This is a genomic window from Pseudoalteromonas piratica (assembly GCF_000788395.1).
Taxonomy (GTDB): Bacteria; Pseudomonadota; Gammaproteobacteria; order Enterobacterales; family Alteromonadaceae; genus Pseudoalteromonas; species Pseudoalteromonas piratica.
This window is the reverse complement of the sequence record NZ_CP009888.1, coordinates 2,712,305-2,728,068: the sequence shown is the minus strand read 5'-3', so window position 1 is coordinate 2,728,068 and position 15,764 is coordinate 2,712,305. Positions and strand designations below refer to the sequence as shown.

Below are 15,764 nucleotides of genomic sequence, written 5' to 3'. Positions count from 1 at the left end.
TGAGAGTTGACACTTTTGTATCCATTTAGCATTATTGGTGAGTTGGTGCATTTTTAAAGTGCACCCATTTATGATTGAGTTTTAATCAGTTTAAATTCTAAAAAAGTAACATTACTTAATTGGTTGGGAACTATGTCTGTTAAAATCAGAAAAAGTCTTGTAGCTTCAGCGTTGGTTGGCGCGGTTGCACTTACAAGCAGCAATGTGATGGCAGATCCTTTGAAAGACATTCACAATGTTGAAGGTCAGACTATTAAGGCTGCACAAAAGTCTCAGAACAAAATCGATAACGTATTCGAGCAAACAGTTGAACTGAAAGCTGAATATGATTCTACGGTTAACCAAACTGAGATCCTAAAAGTTTATAATGATCACCTAGCGCGTTTGGTTGCTGACCAAAATGCGGGCATTGAATCATTAAATAAGCAAATCAAAGAAATCGATACAACTAAACGTAACGTTGTGCCTTTGATGTATCGCATGATCGATACGCTTGAGCAATTCATCAAAGCGGACGTTCCTTTTGACACTGAAAAGCGTTTAGACCGTGTTGAAAAATTACGTGAATTAATGACTAATGCATCAGTTACTACTTCAGAGAAATACCGTCAGGTTCTTGAAGCATACCTAACTGAAAAAGATTACAGCACAGTTGTTACTGCTACTCAGGGTGCACTTAACCTTGATGGTCGTGATATCACTGTAGACTTCGGTCGTGTTGGTCGTATCGCTTATGTAGCTCAGTCTCTAGACCTTAAGAATGCTTGGGTATGGAACAACTCTACTAAGCAGTGGGATAAGCTAGGTGACGAATACCTAAGCCCAATTACAGATCTTATCCGTATGGCGCGTAAGCAAAAAGCGTTAGATCTAGTTGAACTTCCAATCTTTGGCGCGGAGTAATCACGATGAAGAAACTATTTAAAGGTTTAGCAGTTGCTGCTGTTCTTTCTGTTTCTGCAGGTGCTGCGCTAAATGCACACGCAGATACAGCTGCTCTAGATAAAATCCTTGAGCAAGTTAAACAAGAGCGTATCTCGTCTGGTAAAATCAACAAGCAACGTGAGCAAGAGTTTTTATCAGCTCGTGCTGACAAGCAAGCGTTATTAAATAAAGCTAAGCGTGAACTTGCTGCTGAAGAAGCTCGTGGTGATCGTCTTAAAAAGCAATACGCACAAAACGAAGCAACACTAGCGTCTAAAGAAGCAGAATTAGAAACTGCTAAAGGTACGCTTGGTGAAATGTTCGGTGTTGTACGTCGTGCTGCATCTGAAACAATTGGTTCAATTGAAGCATCACTTGTTTCTGCTGAAAAGCCAGGACGTGAAGAAGTACTTCGTTCTCTAGCTGCTGCTAAAGAACTACCAACTACTCGCGAACTAGAAGAACTTTGGATTGGTCTTCAAACTGAAATGACTGAGTCTGCGAAAGTATCATCTTTCGAAGCTAAAGTTGCTCAGTTAGACGGTTCAGAAGTTAACGCTAAAGTAACGCGTATAGGTAACTTCAACCTTATCTCTGATCAAGGTTACTTAATTTACCACCCAGAAACAAAGCAAATCCAGCCGTTAGGTCGTCAACCAGATGGTTACGTTCTTTCTTCAGCTGCTAACTTACAGTCAACAGCTGCTGGTTCATACACAGGTTTCTACACTGACCCTACTCGTGGTTCAATTCTTCGTCTAAACACGCAGAAAGCTACTCACGAAGAGCGTTTCCACCAAGGTGGTACAGTTGGTTACCTAATCGCAGTATTACTAGTTATTGGTTTCATCATCGCGATCATTCGTCTTGCTGACCTAACTATGACTACTGGTAAGATCAAATCACAACTTAAGAACCTTAACACACCAAACGAAAACAACCCGCTTGGTCGTATTCTTAAAGTTTACCAAGACAACAAAGCAGAAGATGTTGAAAACCTTGAGCTTAAGCTTGATGAAGCGATTCTACGTGAAACGCCACGCATCGAAGCAGGTGTTAACATCATCAAGATCTTCGCAGCTATTGCACCTCTAATGGGTCTATTAGGTACTGTTGTAGGTATGATCGAAACATTCCAGCAAATCACATTATTCGGTACAGGTGATCCGAAGATTATGGCTGGTTCAATCTCAATGGCACTTGTAACAACTGCTCTAGGTCTAATCGCGGCACTTCCGTTAATCCTAGTTCACGCTATCGTTGCGAGCCGTTCTAAGTCTGTACTACACATCCTTGATGAGCAAAGCGCTGGTATCATTGCTGCTCACGCGGAGAAGGAGAAAGCCTAATGCTAGTCCTGATAGAGATCTGGGAATCTGTCAGGGATTTTGTTGCTACAGGCGGCCAAGTACTTTATGTGGTCGCAATAGCACTCTTTCTTATGTGGGTATTAATGATTGAGCGCTATTGGTTCCTAACTAGTGTGTTCCCTAAAATGAAAAAAGGGATCATCGCTAACTGGGACGCCCGCCAAGACACTACGTCTTGGTACGCACACAGAATCCGCGAAGCATGGATTTCTGAAGCGTCTGAGAAATTAGATGAGCGTATGTTGTTGATCAAAACATTAGTAGCTGTTTGTCCACTTATCGGCTTACTAGGTACCGTAACGGGTATGATCGCGGTTTTCGAAACCATGGCGACTCAAGGTACTGGTAATGCACGTTTGATGGCATCAGGTATTTCAATGGCGACGATCCCAACAATGGCTGGAATGGTTGCAGCACTATCAGGTGTATTCTTTAGCACACGTCTAGAAGCGAAAGCGAAGATGGCTAAGAATAAACTGATTGATAGCTTGCCGCATCACTAGAGAGAGATTTGAATATGGCACGTAATAAACGTATCCGTGAAGATGAAGATGCAGCGGTAGATATGACACCGATGCTGGATATTGTTTTCATCATGCTTATCTTCTTTATCGTAACAACGTCATTTGTTAAAGAAGCCGGTATTGATGTAAACAAACCTAAAGCTGCGCAAGCTACCAAGAAGAAAAATGCAAATATCTTTATTGCAATTCGTGGTAACGGCGAAGTTTGGATGGATAAGCGTCAGGTAGATGTAGAGCGTGTATCTGCAAACATCGAGCGTCTATTAGCTGAACAACCTACTGAAATCGTAATTATCCAGGCGGATAAAGAAGCGAAACACGGTGTGGTTATGAAAGTTATGGACCAAATCAAGGCCACTGGTGACTTGAAAATTTCAATCGCTGGAGATAAGTAATGATTCGTTTTCTGTTTTCACTGATTGCAGGTGGGGCAGTTACTTTCGGCTTATTTTATTTCATGGCGTTCTTGATTTCTGGCGGCGATAAACGCGCCGCCAATGACCAAGAGCAGATTGTAGTCGAAATTATGACGAATCCGCCTGAATCAAAGGTGCAGGAGAGGAAGCGTGTACCGCCTCCGCCTCCGCCGCCACCTAAGCAGCCGCCTAAACCGCAGCCGCCACAACCTGATAATTCGAGTAATAGTAACTCTGGATTACAGTTTAATATGCCATCAATTGATGTTGGTGGTACGGCAGGTGGTCTAGATGGCCCAGGCGCATTTGGCCGAGATGGTGATGCTACACCTATCGTTCGAATTGAGCCTAAATATCCGCCACAAGCTGCGCGTGATGGTAAAGAAGGTTGGGTACAACTTCGCTTTACTATCGATGAAGTGGGTGGTGTAACTGATATTGAAGTAATTAACGCTGAACCGAAACGTATTTTCGACCGTGAAGCAAAACGTGCTCTACGTAAGTGGAAATACAAGCCTAAGATCGTTGATGGTAAACCACAACGTCAAGCTGGCATTGAAGTTCAACTCGACTTTAAACTTGACCAAGGTTAGGAGGCAGTATGAAAACTTTATCTAAAGTAACAGCGCTTGCCTTATTAATTTCGCTTGGTGGTGCAGTTTACTCTGCACCTACTTTGGCAAAAGCTGATCCTGCAAAAATTGAAGAACGCAAGAAACGCAAAACCAAAGTAATGGGTGAACGTACTGGTAAAAAAGTTGTTAAAGCATTTGATGTTTACAACGGCGACCAGGAAAAAGGAATCGAGGGTGACATTCCAGCTGCTTTAACAATGCTGAAAGACATTGATCCTTCAGATCAGTTTGATAAAGCGCAGGTTGATTACTACATGGCGCAAATGAGCTACCAGCTTGAAAAGTTTGACGACGCAATTCGTCTTGCTAAAGCGGCAGCTAAGCCAGATGTTCTTAACTTTAAAGACCAAGCGACGGTAATGAAGCTAATTGCAGACTTACAACGTCAAGAAAAGCAATATAAAGAGGCTCGTGAGTCTTATTATGCTTGGATGGACTTTACGGGTGAGGAAGATGCAAAAGTTTATCTTGCAATTGCAGCGACTTACTACGAAACAAAAGAGTATAAGAACATCCTTGCTCCAGCAGATCGTGCAATTGAATTGTCGAAAAAAGAGCCAATTAAAAACGCTTACGACTTAAAAGTAGGTGCTTACGTTGAGCTTAAACAATTTAATAACGCGATTAAAACAAGTGAAGAGCAAGTTAAGATTTGGCCAACTGAGTACAAACTATGGACTCGTTTAGCTTCTTTCTACATGACAGTTGAAGACTACAAAAAAGGTCTTGCAGCTGCGAAAGTAGCAGAGCGAAATGGTGCGCTTGAAACAGCGAACCACTTTAAGTTCTTAGCAAGTTTATACTCACTTAACGAAATGCCTTACCAAGCAGGTGTAACACTTGAAAAAGCGGTAAAAGCAAAGAAAGTTAAGAAAGACAAATCTTCAGTTTCTACACTTGGTGCATACTTCCATAATGCAAAACATTATGAGAAGGCAGCAAAACTATATGTTGAAGCAGCTGATTTCGATAATGACTCTGAGTTATATCGTAAAGCTGGCTCAATGTTAGTTACTAGCGAAAACTATGCATTAGCTGTGAAATACTTAGACAAAGCATTAGAGCTTGGCAATAACAAGAAAGGTCAAATTTACTTAGACCTTGCAGAAGCTTACCTTCAGCAAGAAAAGTACAAGTTGGCTTATCAAAACGTTCGTAAAGCGGTAGATTACCCGCAAACGAAGAAATTTGCTAAGAGCTGGTCTCAGTACATTAAAGATAAAGCGGTCCGTAAAGGCGTTAAAATCTAATATGTATTGCGCAAAAAAAGCCCCTGATGGGGCTTTTTTATTGGCTAAAATCCAGTGGTGTACTCAGTGAATAGAGTAAGTTTCTATTTGGTAGGTATTAACACCACTCTCTTCAGCACAATGTAGCGCCGAAATTGTTTTCTCAAACACAAGCTCTGGTTCAATGCCTAACTGAGGCATAACATTCACTGCACCAATACTAATGTTGCAATGTAACAGGCCTAACTTTTCTTGTTCTGACAATGCATGCTGAATGCGCTCAACAATCACTTTGGTGCCATCTGTATCTAAGCCAAATAATCCCATAGCAAAACAGTGCTTATTGAAACGGCAAGTAATGTCTGTGCTTCGCAGTGTTTGCCCTGTGAGTACATTGGCTATTTGGATCAATTTAGCGGTATCAGCATCATTTAACATTTTGATATGTGGGTTAAATAATAAAATTGATAAACTATCTTTATCACGGATCAATCGGTGCCATTCGCGGTTAAAAATTTCCATAAAGTAAGCTTGGTTGTATAATCCTGTCTCTGTGTCGCGAAATGAGGCGTTTTGAAATGAAAAAATCATATGCGCTCCAGATTTATACTCTTTATTAAGGTTAGATTAAATTGAATAAAATTACGCAATTATTCGTTGTTTTTTGTTTGGCTTTTTTATTAATTGGTTGTGAAAAGCAAGCACAAACAAGACCAAAGCAAGAGCTGGTTGCTGAGTTTAAACAACTCAACAATTTACTGTTGCCTGTTTCAGAGCAAAATACTGCGTTTCTATGGCCGTTTAATGATGCGTATTTAATCCAAAGAGACCAACTTTTAAAGCAACTAATGCAGGCAATGCCAAGTGATGCTGAGGTTGCATTACTTATGATAGAACAGCGCTTTACTGAACGTTTCTTCCCTTGGCCACATAATGCGAACCCGATAACTAACTATTTAAAAACGGCTTCAACAATAGACGAGCAAGCCATCATCACTTTTATCAACTTTACACAAAAGAAAATGAGCCGAGCATATCAAGATAAAGTGAGATTAAGTCATTTCGAACTAGCAGCATTGCGAGCTCAAGTCGCACAAACCAAAGCTAAGTTGAATGATTACCAGCAAGCTTTTTCAGCACTCGGTCAATTTGATGACTACTTAAACACCTATTTACCACGAAGAGGCAATGGTATTGGTTCACTGCCAAATGGCAAAGATTGGTATCAAGCACGTCTGAATTACTTTGTAGGTAGTGCTGTGAAACCGAGTGATATTCTTAATAGTATTCTTGCGATGAAGCCAGCGGTTAAATCTGAAGGGCAGTTTATCAACTGCTTTACAACAACTCAGTGTGCAAACACATTAGGGTTAGATTGGCGAACAGGTTATAGCAATCGCTTGCAAGAGTTTGCAAATATCAGATTTGGCTTAGAACAAGCTACGATAGCTGAAGTAGATTATGGTGTTCATGCTCAATCGTGGAGTAGTGAGCACGCACTAACAGTTTTAATCAAACAATTAGAAATAGACCAGTCACAGGCAGAGGTTATTCTGAGTAAGATATTAAAAGAACCTGCCCTTGCAATGGTGAACTTACCATTGGTTAATTAAAGAGTGATGGTTCTTTGCAGTGCTTGTTTGGCATTTAAACGTTTCGCGCATTACGCGGCATAACACCAACACAATTGCCCTTGTTGGTGCACATGCCATACAAGCAGCTGCAAACAGAGAAGAGCTACTTGCTATAATCTAATGGCTGCAGCGTTTACAGCGTTGCGCTGCAGGATCCGCATCTAATAGCTCTAATTCAATCGGCTCTTCACAGTCGGCACAATAGCCATATTGGCCAATTTCAAATTGCGCCAACGCAGCTTCTAATTGAACTAAACGATTCAGTTTAGGTTCGTGGTTCAATAGAAAATGCTTTTCCAGAAAATCTGGCCAATCACTGTAGTTGATCGAATGTAAGTCATTTACTAACGCTGGCTGTACTTGTCCATAATGTTCAACAACCTCTTCGCGTAAAGTATCAAGTTCTACTTTTAACCGTCGTCTGAATAACTCAAGTGATACTGTCATTCGCATTCCCCTTTCAATTCCAAGCACATAGATAGTGCAATTGTCGATTATAGGGGCAGCTTAAAAATCTGACATGATATGAATCAACAAGTCGTGACTTTGTTACTCGCCTGTAAAATTTTATCTAGCACTTCTTGGCTTGATTTTAAGCGCTTAATTTCTTCAAAGAAAATTTCAGCTTCAGGGTAATGCAGCTTTAAGTATGCAAGCCACTGTTTTGTGCGACTGGCAAAATAGCGTTCGCTGTTTCCGCCATCGCAGTGCATATTGGAGTCGACAATATGTGCAAGTACTTGTTGCCAAGAAATGGGGGTATAACTTTTTGAAGCGCGTCTAGCCGCAATTTCTGCGGCAAGATCAGGCTGCGCTAATGCACCTCGTCCAAGCATGACGTGCTCGCAACCACTGCGTTCCTGACAAAGTAAATAGTGCTCAAAATTCCACACTTCACCATTAGCAACAACTTCAATATTCTTATTTTCTTTAAGAGGCTTAATTTTTTCCCAATAAGCCGGAGGACGATAGCCATCCCGTTTGGTTCTGGCATGAATTGCAATGCTATTGGCACCGGCACTATTTACCGCATCAAAAATCTCATGGCTTTGCGAGCTATCATCAAAACCAAGTCGCACTTTGGCTGATACCTCATGTGCATCAGGAACAGCATCTCGAACAGCTTTCACAATTTGATAAATTTGTTCAGGCTCTTTAAGTAACACTGCGCCACCTTTACTTTTGTTCACTGTTTTTGCAGGGCAGCCAAAGTTTAAATCTACGCCATAAGAGCCTAATTCAACGGCACGAACAGCATTTTCGGCCAGAATAGGCGCGTTTTGCCCAAGCAATTGAATGCGCACAGGTGTGCCTGCTTTTGTTTTGCCAGAAAAGTTAAGCTCAGGGCAATAGCGGTAAAACACACGGGGAGGTAGAAGGGCATCGACAACACGAACAAATTCGGTAACACATAAATCAAACCCACCAAAATCGGTAAGTAGTTCTCTCATATGGAAGTCAACAACGCCTTCCATTGGGGCCAAAATTAGTTTCATTGCAATGCATACCTGGTAATTCTCGGCGGCGATTTTAACGAGCTTGAAAGCTAAACACTATTATTTTTTTAAATACAAGGCTAAACTGAGATTGCTCAATGGGTTAGCTGTACCATAATGAGATTTACTAAATAATTGACTAAAAAATTAAATTTATTTGAAAGAATATATTTAAAAGCTAGGTCATTTTAAATAATCAAGTAAACGTAAAACGAGACAACTATGAAAACACTTAATAAAAATTCAGTAGCAATGACAGTAGGTGCGGCAGTAATTGGTGCATCAAGCCTTGTAGCAACGGCAGCAAACGCAAACCCATTCCAAGTTACGGCAATGCAAGCGGGTTACATGCTTGACGCAGGTGAAGGTAAATGTGGCGAAGGCAAATGCGGTGGCGACAAAAAAGCTGAGAAAGAAGGCAAATGTGGCGAAGGCAAATGCGGCGGCGACAAAAAAGCTAAGAAAGAAGGCAAGTGCGGCGAAGGCAAATGCGGTGGCGACCACAAAGCTAAGAAAGAAGGCAAGTGTGGCGAAGGCAAATGCGGTGGCGACAAAAAAGCTAAAAAAGAAGGTAAGTGTGGCGAAGGCAAATGCGGCGGCGACCACAAAGCTAAAAAAGAAGGCAAGTGCGGCGAAGGCAAATGCGGTGGCGACCACAAAGCTAAGAAAGAAGGCAAGTGTGGCGAAGGCAAATGCGGTGGCGACAAAAAAGCTAAAAAAGAAGGCAAGTGTGGCGAAGGTAAATGCGGTGGCCACCGTTAATTAATAGATTTAAAGGCCAGCTAAGCTGGCCTTTTTGTTAATTACATAATAATTAGGTTTGGAGGGGCAGTGAAAAATCAAAACTTTGGAATGGTAGGGCTTGGACTAAGACGAGAAATGCTCGATCCACTCATCGAAAGCTACCCAAAGCAAGTCGACTTTTTAGAAGTTGCGCCCGAAAACTGGCTTATCTTAGGTGGTGCATTAGGTAAAAAATTCAAACAACTTACCGAGCAACATAATTTTGTATGTCACGGACTCTCTCTTTCTATTGGTTCGCCAGAACCGCTGGATATTAATTTTATTAAAGAGCTTAAGGTGTTCTTTAAACAGCACAATATCAAAGCATACAGTGAACATTTAAGTTACTGTTCTGGTAAAGGCCATATGTATGACTTGATGCCAATTCCATTTAGTGAAGAGTCAGCTCGCTATGTTGCAGAGCGTATTCGGACTGTGCAGGATATTCTCGAAATGCCAATCGCAATGGAAAATGTCTCTTACTATGCTGCGCCAGCACAACAAATTTCAGAATTAGATTTTACAAATTTAGTGCTTGAAGAGGCGGATTGTGAGTTACTGCTCGATGTAAATAATATTTATGTTAACGCTATAAACCATGGTTACAGTGCCACTGAATTTTTAAAAGGCTTACCTTCAAAGCGCATTCGTTATGGCCATATTGCAGGTCATTACAACGAAGCAGAAGATTTAATTGTTGATACCCATGGTGCAGATGTAATCGACCCAGTGTGGCAGCTTCTACGTGAGGCTTATCAAATTCACGGGGTTTTCCCAACCTTGTTAGAACGTGATTTTAATATTCCTGCAATGTCTGAGTTATTAAACGAAGTAAATACAATTTCGACAATTCAAGCCGAGCAAAGCAAGCGAGAAAGTGCTTAATGAGTTTTCAAGCAACACAAAATGCTTTTATGCAACACATTCGCGACCCTGAAAAAAACGCGTTTCCAGATATTGAAGATCGCCGTTTAGCAATCTATCGCGAACTCTTTTTTAATAATGTAGAAGGCTTTGTTAGCTCTGCATTTCCAGTATTGCACTCGCTCTATAGCGAAGATGATTGGCTCGCCTTAGTGCGCAAGTTTTTTAGCCAGCACGATTGCAAATCGCCTTATTTTTTACAAATTTCAGAAGAGTTCATGGCGTTTTTATCAAATGAATATCAACGCACAGATGCTGATCCTGAATACATGCTGGAGCTAGCCCACTATGAATGGGTTGAGCTTGCACTTTCAATTGCAGATCAAGACCCAAATGAAGGGAAAATTGCCGATATTCAAACCCAACCAATGTGTTTCTCGTCACTTGCATGGCGAGTAAGTTATGCCTACCCAGTGCAATTTGCATCAAGTGATAACCCGCACTTGAATGTAATGGACGAAGGTAACCACTTAGTGATTTACCGTGATAACGACGATGACATTCAATTTGTTGCTATAAATGGCATTACCGCACATTTATTACAGCATATAGAAAGTAACGCAGGTATTAGCTTTGCTGCTTTACTTGAAGTGATGCAATCGGTGTTACCACAAGTTGAAGCTGCGGTACTCGAAAGTGGTTTAAAAACTACATTATTAGATCTGGCCGAAAAAGGCGTATTGGTCACAAAATAACACTTTTGATCTAGATCAACTTCCTCTATCATATGCGGCGATTTTTCGTGCTTAAGATGTAGAGGTAATTATGGCGCAAAAAGGTGATTTTAAAGACCCGTTCAATGCAAAATACTTCATTGGTTTCCTAGCTGTGTTTGCAGGCATTGGTTGTTTAAATGCAATTCTAGGTTGGGCGACTTTACTAAGCGCTTAATTTAAATACCGCCACGTATTTTCGTGATGATTTGGCCGATTTATCGGCCTTTATTGTTTCTGAAATACGCTAATCTCACTAATCCTCCGCATTTGATATTCGTTTTTATGTCAAACTTTGTATAATGACCTGTAATTAAAATATTGGGGAAAACCATGACCTTGTCAGTTTCAGACTTAGAACTAGTAAAAAACAGTATTGCGACTGTGCCAGACTATCCAAAACCAGGCATTATGTTTCGCGATATTACTAGTTTGTTAGCTGAGCCAAAAGCATTTCAAACAGTGCAAAAAGCACTCGTAGAAACATATAAAAACCAAGCGTTTGATGTCATTATTGGCACAGAGTCACGCGGCTTTATTTTTGGCGCGCCACTTGCGCTTGAATTAGGCATTCCATTTGTTCCAGTGCGCAAGCCGGGCAAATTACCACGTGAAACAGTTTCGCAATCGTATCAACTAGAGTACGGTGAAGACACACTCGAAATTCATAAAGATGCAATTAAGCCAGGCGACAAAGTGTTACTTGTAGACGATTTACTTGCAACAGGCGGCACTATTGAAGCAACCGTAAAACTTGTTGAAAAGTTAGGTGGTAAAGCAAGTGATGCTGCATTTGTAATTTCATTACCTGAACTAGGTGGTGAAGACCGTTTAGCAGGTCTTGGCTTAAATATTCTTAAACTAGTTGAGTTTGAAGGCGAGTAAATGAGCTATCAAGTTCTGGCAAGAAAGTGGCGTCCACAAAACTTTCATCAGTTAGTTGGACAGCAACACGTAAAACAAGCCTTGGTTAACGCGCTTGATCAAAAGCGATTGCACCATGCGTATTTATTTACCGGTACCCGTGGTGTAGGCAAAACCACTATTGCCAGAATTTTTGCAAAAAGCCTTAATTGTGAATTAGGCATTACTAGTCAGCCGTGTGGCAGCTGTAATGCCTGTGTTGATATCGAGCAGGGCCGTTTTATCGACCTGATTGAAATCGATGCAGCGTCACGCACCAAAGTTGAAGACACCCGTGAAATTCTCGATAACGTACAATATGCGCCAACCCGTGGCCGCTATAAAGTGTATCTTATCGATGAAGTACACATGCTCTCTAAGCACAGCTTTAATGCGCTTTTAAAAACCTTAGAAGAGCCACCAGAGCACGTAAAGTTCTTACTTGCGACGACCGATCCGCAAAAACTACCCGTTACGATTTTATCTCGCTGTTTGCAATTTAACTTAGCAGCGCTTTCTGAAAATGAAATCGACACTCAGTTAACGCATATTCTTAATCAAGAACAGTTAGCTTTCGAACCTGAAGCGCTCAAACAACTCGCGCAAAGTGCCAAGGGCAGTATGCGTGATGCACTGAGTTTAACAGACCAAGCAATCGCGCAAACCAACGGCAATATTACCCACCAAGCAACAAAACAAATGCTGGGGTTAATGGATATTACGTGGGCGCAAAGTTTATTGATTGCGGCCATGGCAAGCGATGGTGATAGTTTATTAGAGCTAAGTGCAAAATTGTGCTTACAAAACGGCAACTATGGCGCTGTTTTAGATGATTTAATTAAGCTTTGTCATTTGGTATTGGTTGCTAAATTAGTGCCAACAGCCGCACAGTTGAGTGAACAATATGCTGACTTTATTAGCCAGCTTGCTGTAGAGGCAGACACCCGCGAAATTCAAGTGTATTACCAGCTGCTGTTAAACGGTAAAAAAGACTTAATGCTAGCCCCTACAGAGCAACTTGGCTTTGAAATGGTCATGCTAAAATTATTGGCGTTTGAGCCAGCAGGCATGCAAGCACAGCCGTCAGCTGAGCAAAGCCAACAAGTGCAAACAACACAAGCAACTCCAAGCGCACGTGTTTCATTAAAAGAGCAATTAAAAAAACAAAAAGAAGCGCTTGAAAATAAGCCGACTGCGCAACCAGAGCTTCAACAAAAGCCACAACCAGAGCCACAATCTGAACCAGTTCAACCTATTTCTGCTGCACCTGCGCCAGTTGAAGCGCCAACAATAGAACAAACACAGCCAGTACAAAGTGCGCCTGAGATAGCGCAAGTTGAATTAGAGCAACAAGTAAATCAACAAATGGATGATGTACTTGCTCAAGCTGAGCAGTTGACAGCGCAATCGCCAGCGCCTGCAATGTTTGAGCAACAGCAACAGCAACAGCAACAGCAACAGCAACAGCAACAGCAACAGCAACAGCAACAGCAACAGCAACAGCAACAGCAACAGCAACAGCAACAGCAACAGCAACAGCAACAGCAACAGCAACAGCAACAGCAACAGCAACAGCAACAGCAACAGTTTGACAATGCACCAGTGCAAGAAGGTGAACCTGCTGTGCCAGCTCAGCCTATTGCTGAAGAAACACAACAGCCAAGTTTTGAGCAAAGCTTTAATAACGAAGCCGAAGCCATTGCTAAAATTTTAGCGCGTCGCAATGTATCTGGTTCTGGTTCACTTATTCAACCGGATGGTAGCGAAACATCGATAAAAAAGACTGAGCCCCAGCAAAGGGGCGAAAATGGTGCAAAACCAAAACAAAGCCCTCTTGAAAAATACCGTGGTGAAACAAAACATGTGGCGCCTGAGTTAATCGAACAATTAGCGCCAGAGCCAAAGCAAGAAGTTGCACCTGCACCAGAGCCACAAATAATTGAAGGCTTTGAAAGCCCAATTTCGCAAGAACGTTTTGCCCATCAGCAAGACGAGTGGGCAAATAAAATTGAAACAATGGGGCTGGGTGGTCGCGTGCGACAATTTGCATTGCACAGTATTTACCAAGAGCAGGGTGCACAGGTTAATTTGCTAGTCGATTCTGAGCAAAAGCACTTAGATTCGCCAATGCTTCGCAATCAATTACAGCAAGCGTTATCTCAATTAAAAAATTTGCAGGTTGAACTCGCAATAGAATTTAACGATGTAGTTGAACATACGCCGTTTAAAATTCAGCAAAAGATTGATGCATTTCGTCATCAACAAGCCGTGCATACCATTAAAAACGATCCAATCATCACTCAACTCATGACACACTTTGACGCAGAGCTAGATGAAGGTACAATAAAGGCATTATAATTTTGTTGGTAGCCTAGCTGCCATGCATTAAAAGAGAGAAAAATTATGTTTAAAGGCGGAATGGGTAACATGATGAAGCAAGCGCAGCAAATGCAAGAGCGCATGCAAAAAGCCCAAGAAGAAATTAAAAATATGGAAGTGGTTGGTGAAGCAGGCGCAGGCCTTGTGAAAGTAACTATGCTAGGTAGCCATAATGTGCGTCGCATCGACATTGATGAGTCACTAATGGAAGACGACAAAGAAATGATCGAAGATCTAGTTGCAGCAGCAATCAACGATGCAGTTCGCCGCGTAGAAGAAGGCACAGCAGAGAAAATGGCTACCGTAACTGGTGGTATGCAGATGCCTCCTGGCTTCAAAATGCCGTTCTAATTTAGAAAGCATTTAATGTTTATAAAAATAGCGCCTTTTGGCGCTATTTTTATATTTATCAGAATTCAAAACTACTTTTGGTAAAGAGTAACTACCACAGCGCCACCCAAGCCCACATTATGCTGTAATGCTAATCTTGCGCCCTCAACTTGTCTTTTTCCTGCTTGGCCTCGTAAATGCCAGCTTAATTCAACACATTGTGCGATACCCGTTGCACCAATAGGGTGACCTTTTGACATCAAACCTCCGGAGGGGCCAATCACAAACTTACCGCCGTAAGTATTATCACCGTCTGAAATAAGCTTTATTGCTTCGCCTTCTTCACATAATCCAAGTGCTTCATAATTAATTACTTCATTGGTGGTAAAGCAATCATGTAATTCAATTACATCAACATCTTGAGGAGAAACACCTGCGAGGTTAAACGCTTTTTCGGCGGCGCGTTTAGTCATATCCGCGCCAACAGAGAGAATTGGATCTTGCCATGACTCTTGGGTGTCGGTTGCCATTGCTTGACCAATAATTTTCACCCCATATTTAATCGCATGTTTTTTAGCGAATGCCTCACTACACAGAATGACAGCAGCAGCCCCACAGGTAGGCGGACACGCCATAGTGCGTGTCATATAGTCATCAAAAATAATTTTGTCATTAAGTACACTTTCTACGGTAAGTGGCGTTGAAAATAACGAATAAGGGTTATGAATGGCATGACTTCGTGATTTTACGGCCACTTTTGCATAAAGCTCGCTGGTTACATTATATTTTTCCATATAATGTTTTCCGGCTGCACCAAATGCACGTAGCGCAATCGGTGCATTTGGAATACCAAATTTATCATACACTGCATTGGCTCTATCAAACGGGTTCTCTCTGTCAGACCAATGTGATCCTAACGCGCCAGGTTGCATTTCCTCAAAGCCAAAAGCCACAACACACTCAACTTCACCAGACAATATTGCTTGCCGTGCAGTATAGAGGGCTGTTGAGCCACTTGAGCAATTATTATTAAGATTAATGATGGGAATACCAGTTTGTGCAACATCATAAAATGCATGTTGCCCACAGGTACTATCGCCATAAATATAAGCTGCATAGCCTTGTTCGATGTGGCTTACATTAATCCCAGCGTCAGCAAGTGCCAATCTAATAGCGTTTGCAGCCATTACACGGTATGGCTCTTGTTGGCCAGGTTTGCAAAACTGTGTCATACCGACGCCAGCAACGATTACATTTTTCATTTTCAGCCTATTGTTTTTATTATCTGAATTTTATTTTTACATTAAATACCAAGTATTAAGTGATTTAAATCTTAACTAAATAGCTTACTTTTTAATACGTTGTTTGGGTTATGGAACGTATAAACAGCAAAAATAACGCTATAAAAACGACGCTTCAATAGTTCGCAATTTAAATTACGAAAACCTTTATATTATGCAAGTCACATTGCTAGTTGGTATGCTTTGGCACATTCCTTGAGTTA

The 15,764-nt window shown here is 41.4% G+C and carries 18 protein-coding genes; 14 read left to right on the top strand and 4 right to left on the bottom strand.

From position 1 onward, the window contains the following. Positions 1–132 precede the first annotated feature (132 nt). The 6 genes from OM33_RS12665 to OM33_RS12640 are packed head-to-tail and all read left to right on the top strand — an operon-like array spanning position 133 to position 5,119. A complete protein-coding gene (locus OM33_RS12665) occupies positions 133–903 on the top strand; it encodes a DUF3450 domain-containing protein (RefSeq protein WP_038642200.1) in 771 nt (256 codons plus the stop codon). Between the two features lie 5 nt (positions 904–908). After that, positions 909–2,273 carry a MotA/TolQ/ExbB proton channel family protein gene (locus tag OM33_RS12660; protein WP_038642198.1) on the top strand — a complete coding sequence of 455 codons (1,365 nt, stop codon included), beginning with the start codon at positions 909–911 and terminating at the stop codon, positions 2,271–2,273. Next, positions 2,273–2,797 carry a MotA/TolQ/ExbB proton channel family protein gene (locus OM33_RS12655; protein ID WP_038642196.1) on the top strand — a complete coding sequence of 175 codons (525 nt, stop codon included), beginning with the start codon at positions 2,273–2,275 and terminating at the stop codon, positions 2,795–2,797. Before OM33_RS12660 ends, OM33_RS12655 begins: the two co-directional genes overlap by 1 nt. A 14-nt stretch (positions 2,798–2,811) precedes the next feature. Then, positions 2,812–3,213 (top strand): ExbD/TolR family protein, encoded by a 402-nt coding sequence (locus tag OM33_RS12650; protein WP_038642194.1) that lies wholly within the window; start codon positions 2,812–2,814, stop codon positions 3,211–3,213. Then, positions 3,213–3,827, top strand: a complete 615-nt coding sequence (locus OM33_RS12645) for an energy transducer TonB (RefSeq protein ID WP_038642192.1) — start codon at positions 3,213–3,215, stop codon at positions 3,825–3,827. The genes OM33_RS12650 and OM33_RS12645 overlap by 1 nt, the downstream gene beginning before the upstream one ends. Positions 3,828–3,835: 8 nt before the next feature. Then, positions 3,836–5,119 (top strand): tetratricopeptide repeat protein, encoded by a 1,284-nt coding sequence (locus OM33_RS12640; protein WP_038642190.1) that lies wholly within the window; start codon positions 3,836–3,838, stop codon positions 5,117–5,119. A gap of 63 nt (positions 5,120–5,182) precedes the next feature. Here the strand turns inward: OM33_RS12640 and OM33_RS12635 are convergent, their stop codons facing one another. Next, on the bottom strand, positions 5,183–5,689 hold the full coding sequence (locus tag OM33_RS12635; RefSeq protein WP_038642188.1) for a GGDEF domain-containing protein: 507 nt from the start codon (positions 5,687–5,689) through the stop codon (positions 5,183–5,185). A 41-nt stretch (positions 5,690–5,730) separates the two neighbouring features. Between OM33_RS12635 and OM33_RS12630 the strand changes: the two genes are divergently transcribed. Next, positions 5,731–6,711, top strand: a complete 981-nt coding sequence (locus tag OM33_RS12630) for a hypothetical protein (protein WP_038642186.1) — start codon at positions 5,731–5,733, stop codon at positions 6,709–6,711. A gap of 138 nt (positions 6,712–6,849) precedes the next feature. Here OM33_RS12630 and OM33_RS12625 read toward each other — a convergent pair whose 3' ends face one another. Both OM33_RS12625 and OM33_RS12620 read right to left on the bottom strand, forming a co-directional pair. Next, entirely contained in the window at positions 6,850–7,179 is a 330-nt protein-coding gene (locus OM33_RS12625) for a TraR/DksA family transcriptional regulator (RefSeq protein WP_052141002.1), read from the bottom strand. 83 nt (positions 7,180–7,262) lie between these two features. Beyond that, entirely contained in the window at positions 7,263–8,228 is a 966-nt protein-coding gene (locus OM33_RS12620) for a tRNA-dihydrouridine synthase (protein ID WP_038642183.1), read from the bottom strand. 222 nt (positions 8,229–8,450) lie between these two features. On the opposite strand from OM33_RS12620, the gene OM33_RS12615 reads away from it, so the two are divergent. The 7 genes from OM33_RS12615 (at position 8,451) to OM33_RS12590 (ending at position 14,281) form a co-directional block, all read left to right on the top strand. Then, on the top strand, positions 8,451–8,990 hold the full coding sequence (locus OM33_RS12615; protein WP_038642181.1) for an HvfA family oxazolone/thioamide-modified RiPP metallophore: 540 nt from the start codon (positions 8,451–8,453) through the stop codon (positions 8,988–8,990). A gap of 90 nt (positions 8,991–9,080) precedes the next feature. Then, positions 9,081–9,896, top strand: a complete 816-nt coding sequence (locus tag OM33_RS12610; RefSeq protein WP_038643363.1) for an HvfB family MNIO-type RiPP peptide maturase — start codon at positions 9,081–9,083, stop codon at positions 9,894–9,896. After that, positions 9,896–10,630 carry an HvfC family RiPP maturation protein gene (locus OM33_RS12605; protein WP_038642179.1) on the top strand — a complete coding sequence of 245 codons (735 nt, stop codon included), beginning with the start codon at positions 9,896–9,898 and terminating at the stop codon, positions 10,628–10,630. The genes OM33_RS12610 and OM33_RS12605 overlap by 1 nt, the downstream gene beginning before the upstream one ends. Before the next feature lie 70 nt (positions 10,631–10,700). Continuing rightward, complete coding sequence (locus OM33_RS22930; protein ID WP_267884427.1) at positions 10,701–10,826, top strand: hypothetical protein; 126 nt, start codon at positions 10,701–10,703, stop codon at positions 10,824–10,826. A 155-nt stretch (positions 10,827–10,981) separates the two neighbouring features. Beyond that, the gene (gene apt, locus OM33_RS12600; protein ID WP_038642177.1) at positions 10,982–11,533 is read left to right on the top strand and encodes an adenine phosphoribosyltransferase; all 552 of its coding nucleotides are present in this window, start codon (positions 10,982–10,984) and stop codon (positions 11,531–11,533) included. Next, complete coding sequence (gene dnaX / locus OM33_RS12595; protein ID WP_038642176.1) at positions 11,534–13,909, top strand: DNA polymerase III subunit gamma/tau; 2,376 nt, start codon at positions 11,534–11,536, stop codon at positions 13,907–13,909. Positions 13,910–13,954: 45 nt separating this feature from the next. After that, on the top strand, positions 13,955–14,281 hold the full coding sequence (locus OM33_RS12590) for a YbaB/EbfC family nucleoid-associated protein (protein ID WP_038642173.1): 327 nt from the start codon (positions 13,955–13,957) through the stop codon (positions 14,279–14,281). Between the two features lie 71 nt (positions 14,282–14,352). On the opposite strand, the gene OM33_RS12585 is transcribed toward OM33_RS12590, so the two are convergent. Continuing rightward, on the bottom strand, positions 14,353–15,522 hold the full coding sequence (locus tag OM33_RS12585; RefSeq protein WP_038642172.1) for a lipid-transfer protein: 1,170 nt from the start codon (positions 15,520–15,522) through the stop codon (positions 14,353–14,355). Positions 15,523–15,764: the final 242 nt, after the last annotated feature.

What these genes read in the sequence shown, in the direction of transcription:
- OM33_RS12665 (WP_038642200.1), top strand. Translation starts at nt 133, where the DNA reads ATGTCTGTTAAAATCAGAAAAAGTCTTGTAGCTTCAGCGTTGGTTGGC.
- OM33_RS12660 (WP_038642198.1), top strand. Translation starts at nt 909, where the DNA reads ATGAAGAAACTATTTAAAGGTTTAGCAGTTGCTGCTGTTCTTTCTGTT.
- OM33_RS12655 (WP_038642196.1), top strand. Translation starts at nt 2,273, where the DNA reads ATGCTAGTCCTGATAGAGATCTGGGAATCTGTCAGGGATTTTGTTGCT.
- OM33_RS12650 (WP_038642194.1), top strand. Translation starts at nt 2,812, where the DNA reads ATGGCACGTAATAAACGTATCCGTGAAGATGAAGATGCAGCGGTAGAT.
- OM33_RS12645 (WP_038642192.1), top strand. Translation starts at nt 3,213, where the DNA reads ATGATTCGTTTTCTGTTTTCACTGATTGCAGGTGGGGCAGTTACTTTC.
- OM33_RS12640 (WP_038642190.1), top strand. Translation starts at nt 3,836, where the DNA reads ATGAAAACTTTATCTAAAGTAACAGCGCTTGCCTTATTAATTTCGCTT.
- OM33_RS12635 (WP_038642188.1), bottom strand. Translation starts at nt 5,689, where the DNA reads ATGATTTTTTCATTTCAAAACGCCTCATTTCGCGACACAGAGACAGGA.
- OM33_RS12625 (WP_052141002.1), bottom strand. Translation starts at nt 7,179, where the DNA reads ATGACAGTATCACTTGAGTTATTCAGACGACGGTTAAAAGTAGAACTT.
- OM33_RS12620 (WP_038642183.1), bottom strand. Translation starts at nt 8,228, where the DNA reads ATGAAACTAATTTTGGCCCCAATGGAAGGCGTTGTTGACTTCCATATG.
- OM33_RS12615 (WP_038642181.1), top strand. Translation starts at nt 8,451, where the DNA reads ATGAAAACACTTAATAAAAATTCAGTAGCAATGACAGTAGGTGCGGCA.
- OM33_RS12610 (WP_038643363.1), top strand. Translation starts at nt 9,081, where the DNA reads ATGGTAGGGCTTGGACTAAGACGAGAAATGCTCGATCCACTCATCGAA.
- OM33_RS12605 (WP_038642179.1), top strand. Translation starts at nt 9,896, where the DNA reads ATGAGTTTTCAAGCAACACAAAATGCTTTTATGCAACACATTCGCGAC.
- OM33_RS22930 (WP_267884427.1), top strand. Translation starts at nt 10,701, where the DNA reads ATGGCGCAAAAAGGTGATTTTAAAGACCCGTTCAATGCAAAATACTTC.
- apt (WP_038642177.1), top strand. Translation starts at nt 10,982, where the DNA reads ATGACCTTGTCAGTTTCAGACTTAGAACTAGTAAAAAACAGTATTGCG.
- dnaX (WP_038642176.1), top strand. Translation starts at nt 11,534, where the DNA reads ATGAGCTATCAAGTTCTGGCAAGAAAGTGGCGTCCACAAAACTTTCAT.
- OM33_RS12590 (WP_038642173.1), top strand. Translation starts at nt 13,955, where the DNA reads ATGTTTAAAGGCGGAATGGGTAACATGATGAAGCAAGCGCAGCAAATG.
- OM33_RS12585 (WP_038642172.1), bottom strand. Translation starts at nt 15,522, where the DNA reads ATGAAAAATGTAATCGTTGCTGGCGTCGGTATGACACAGTTTTGCAAA.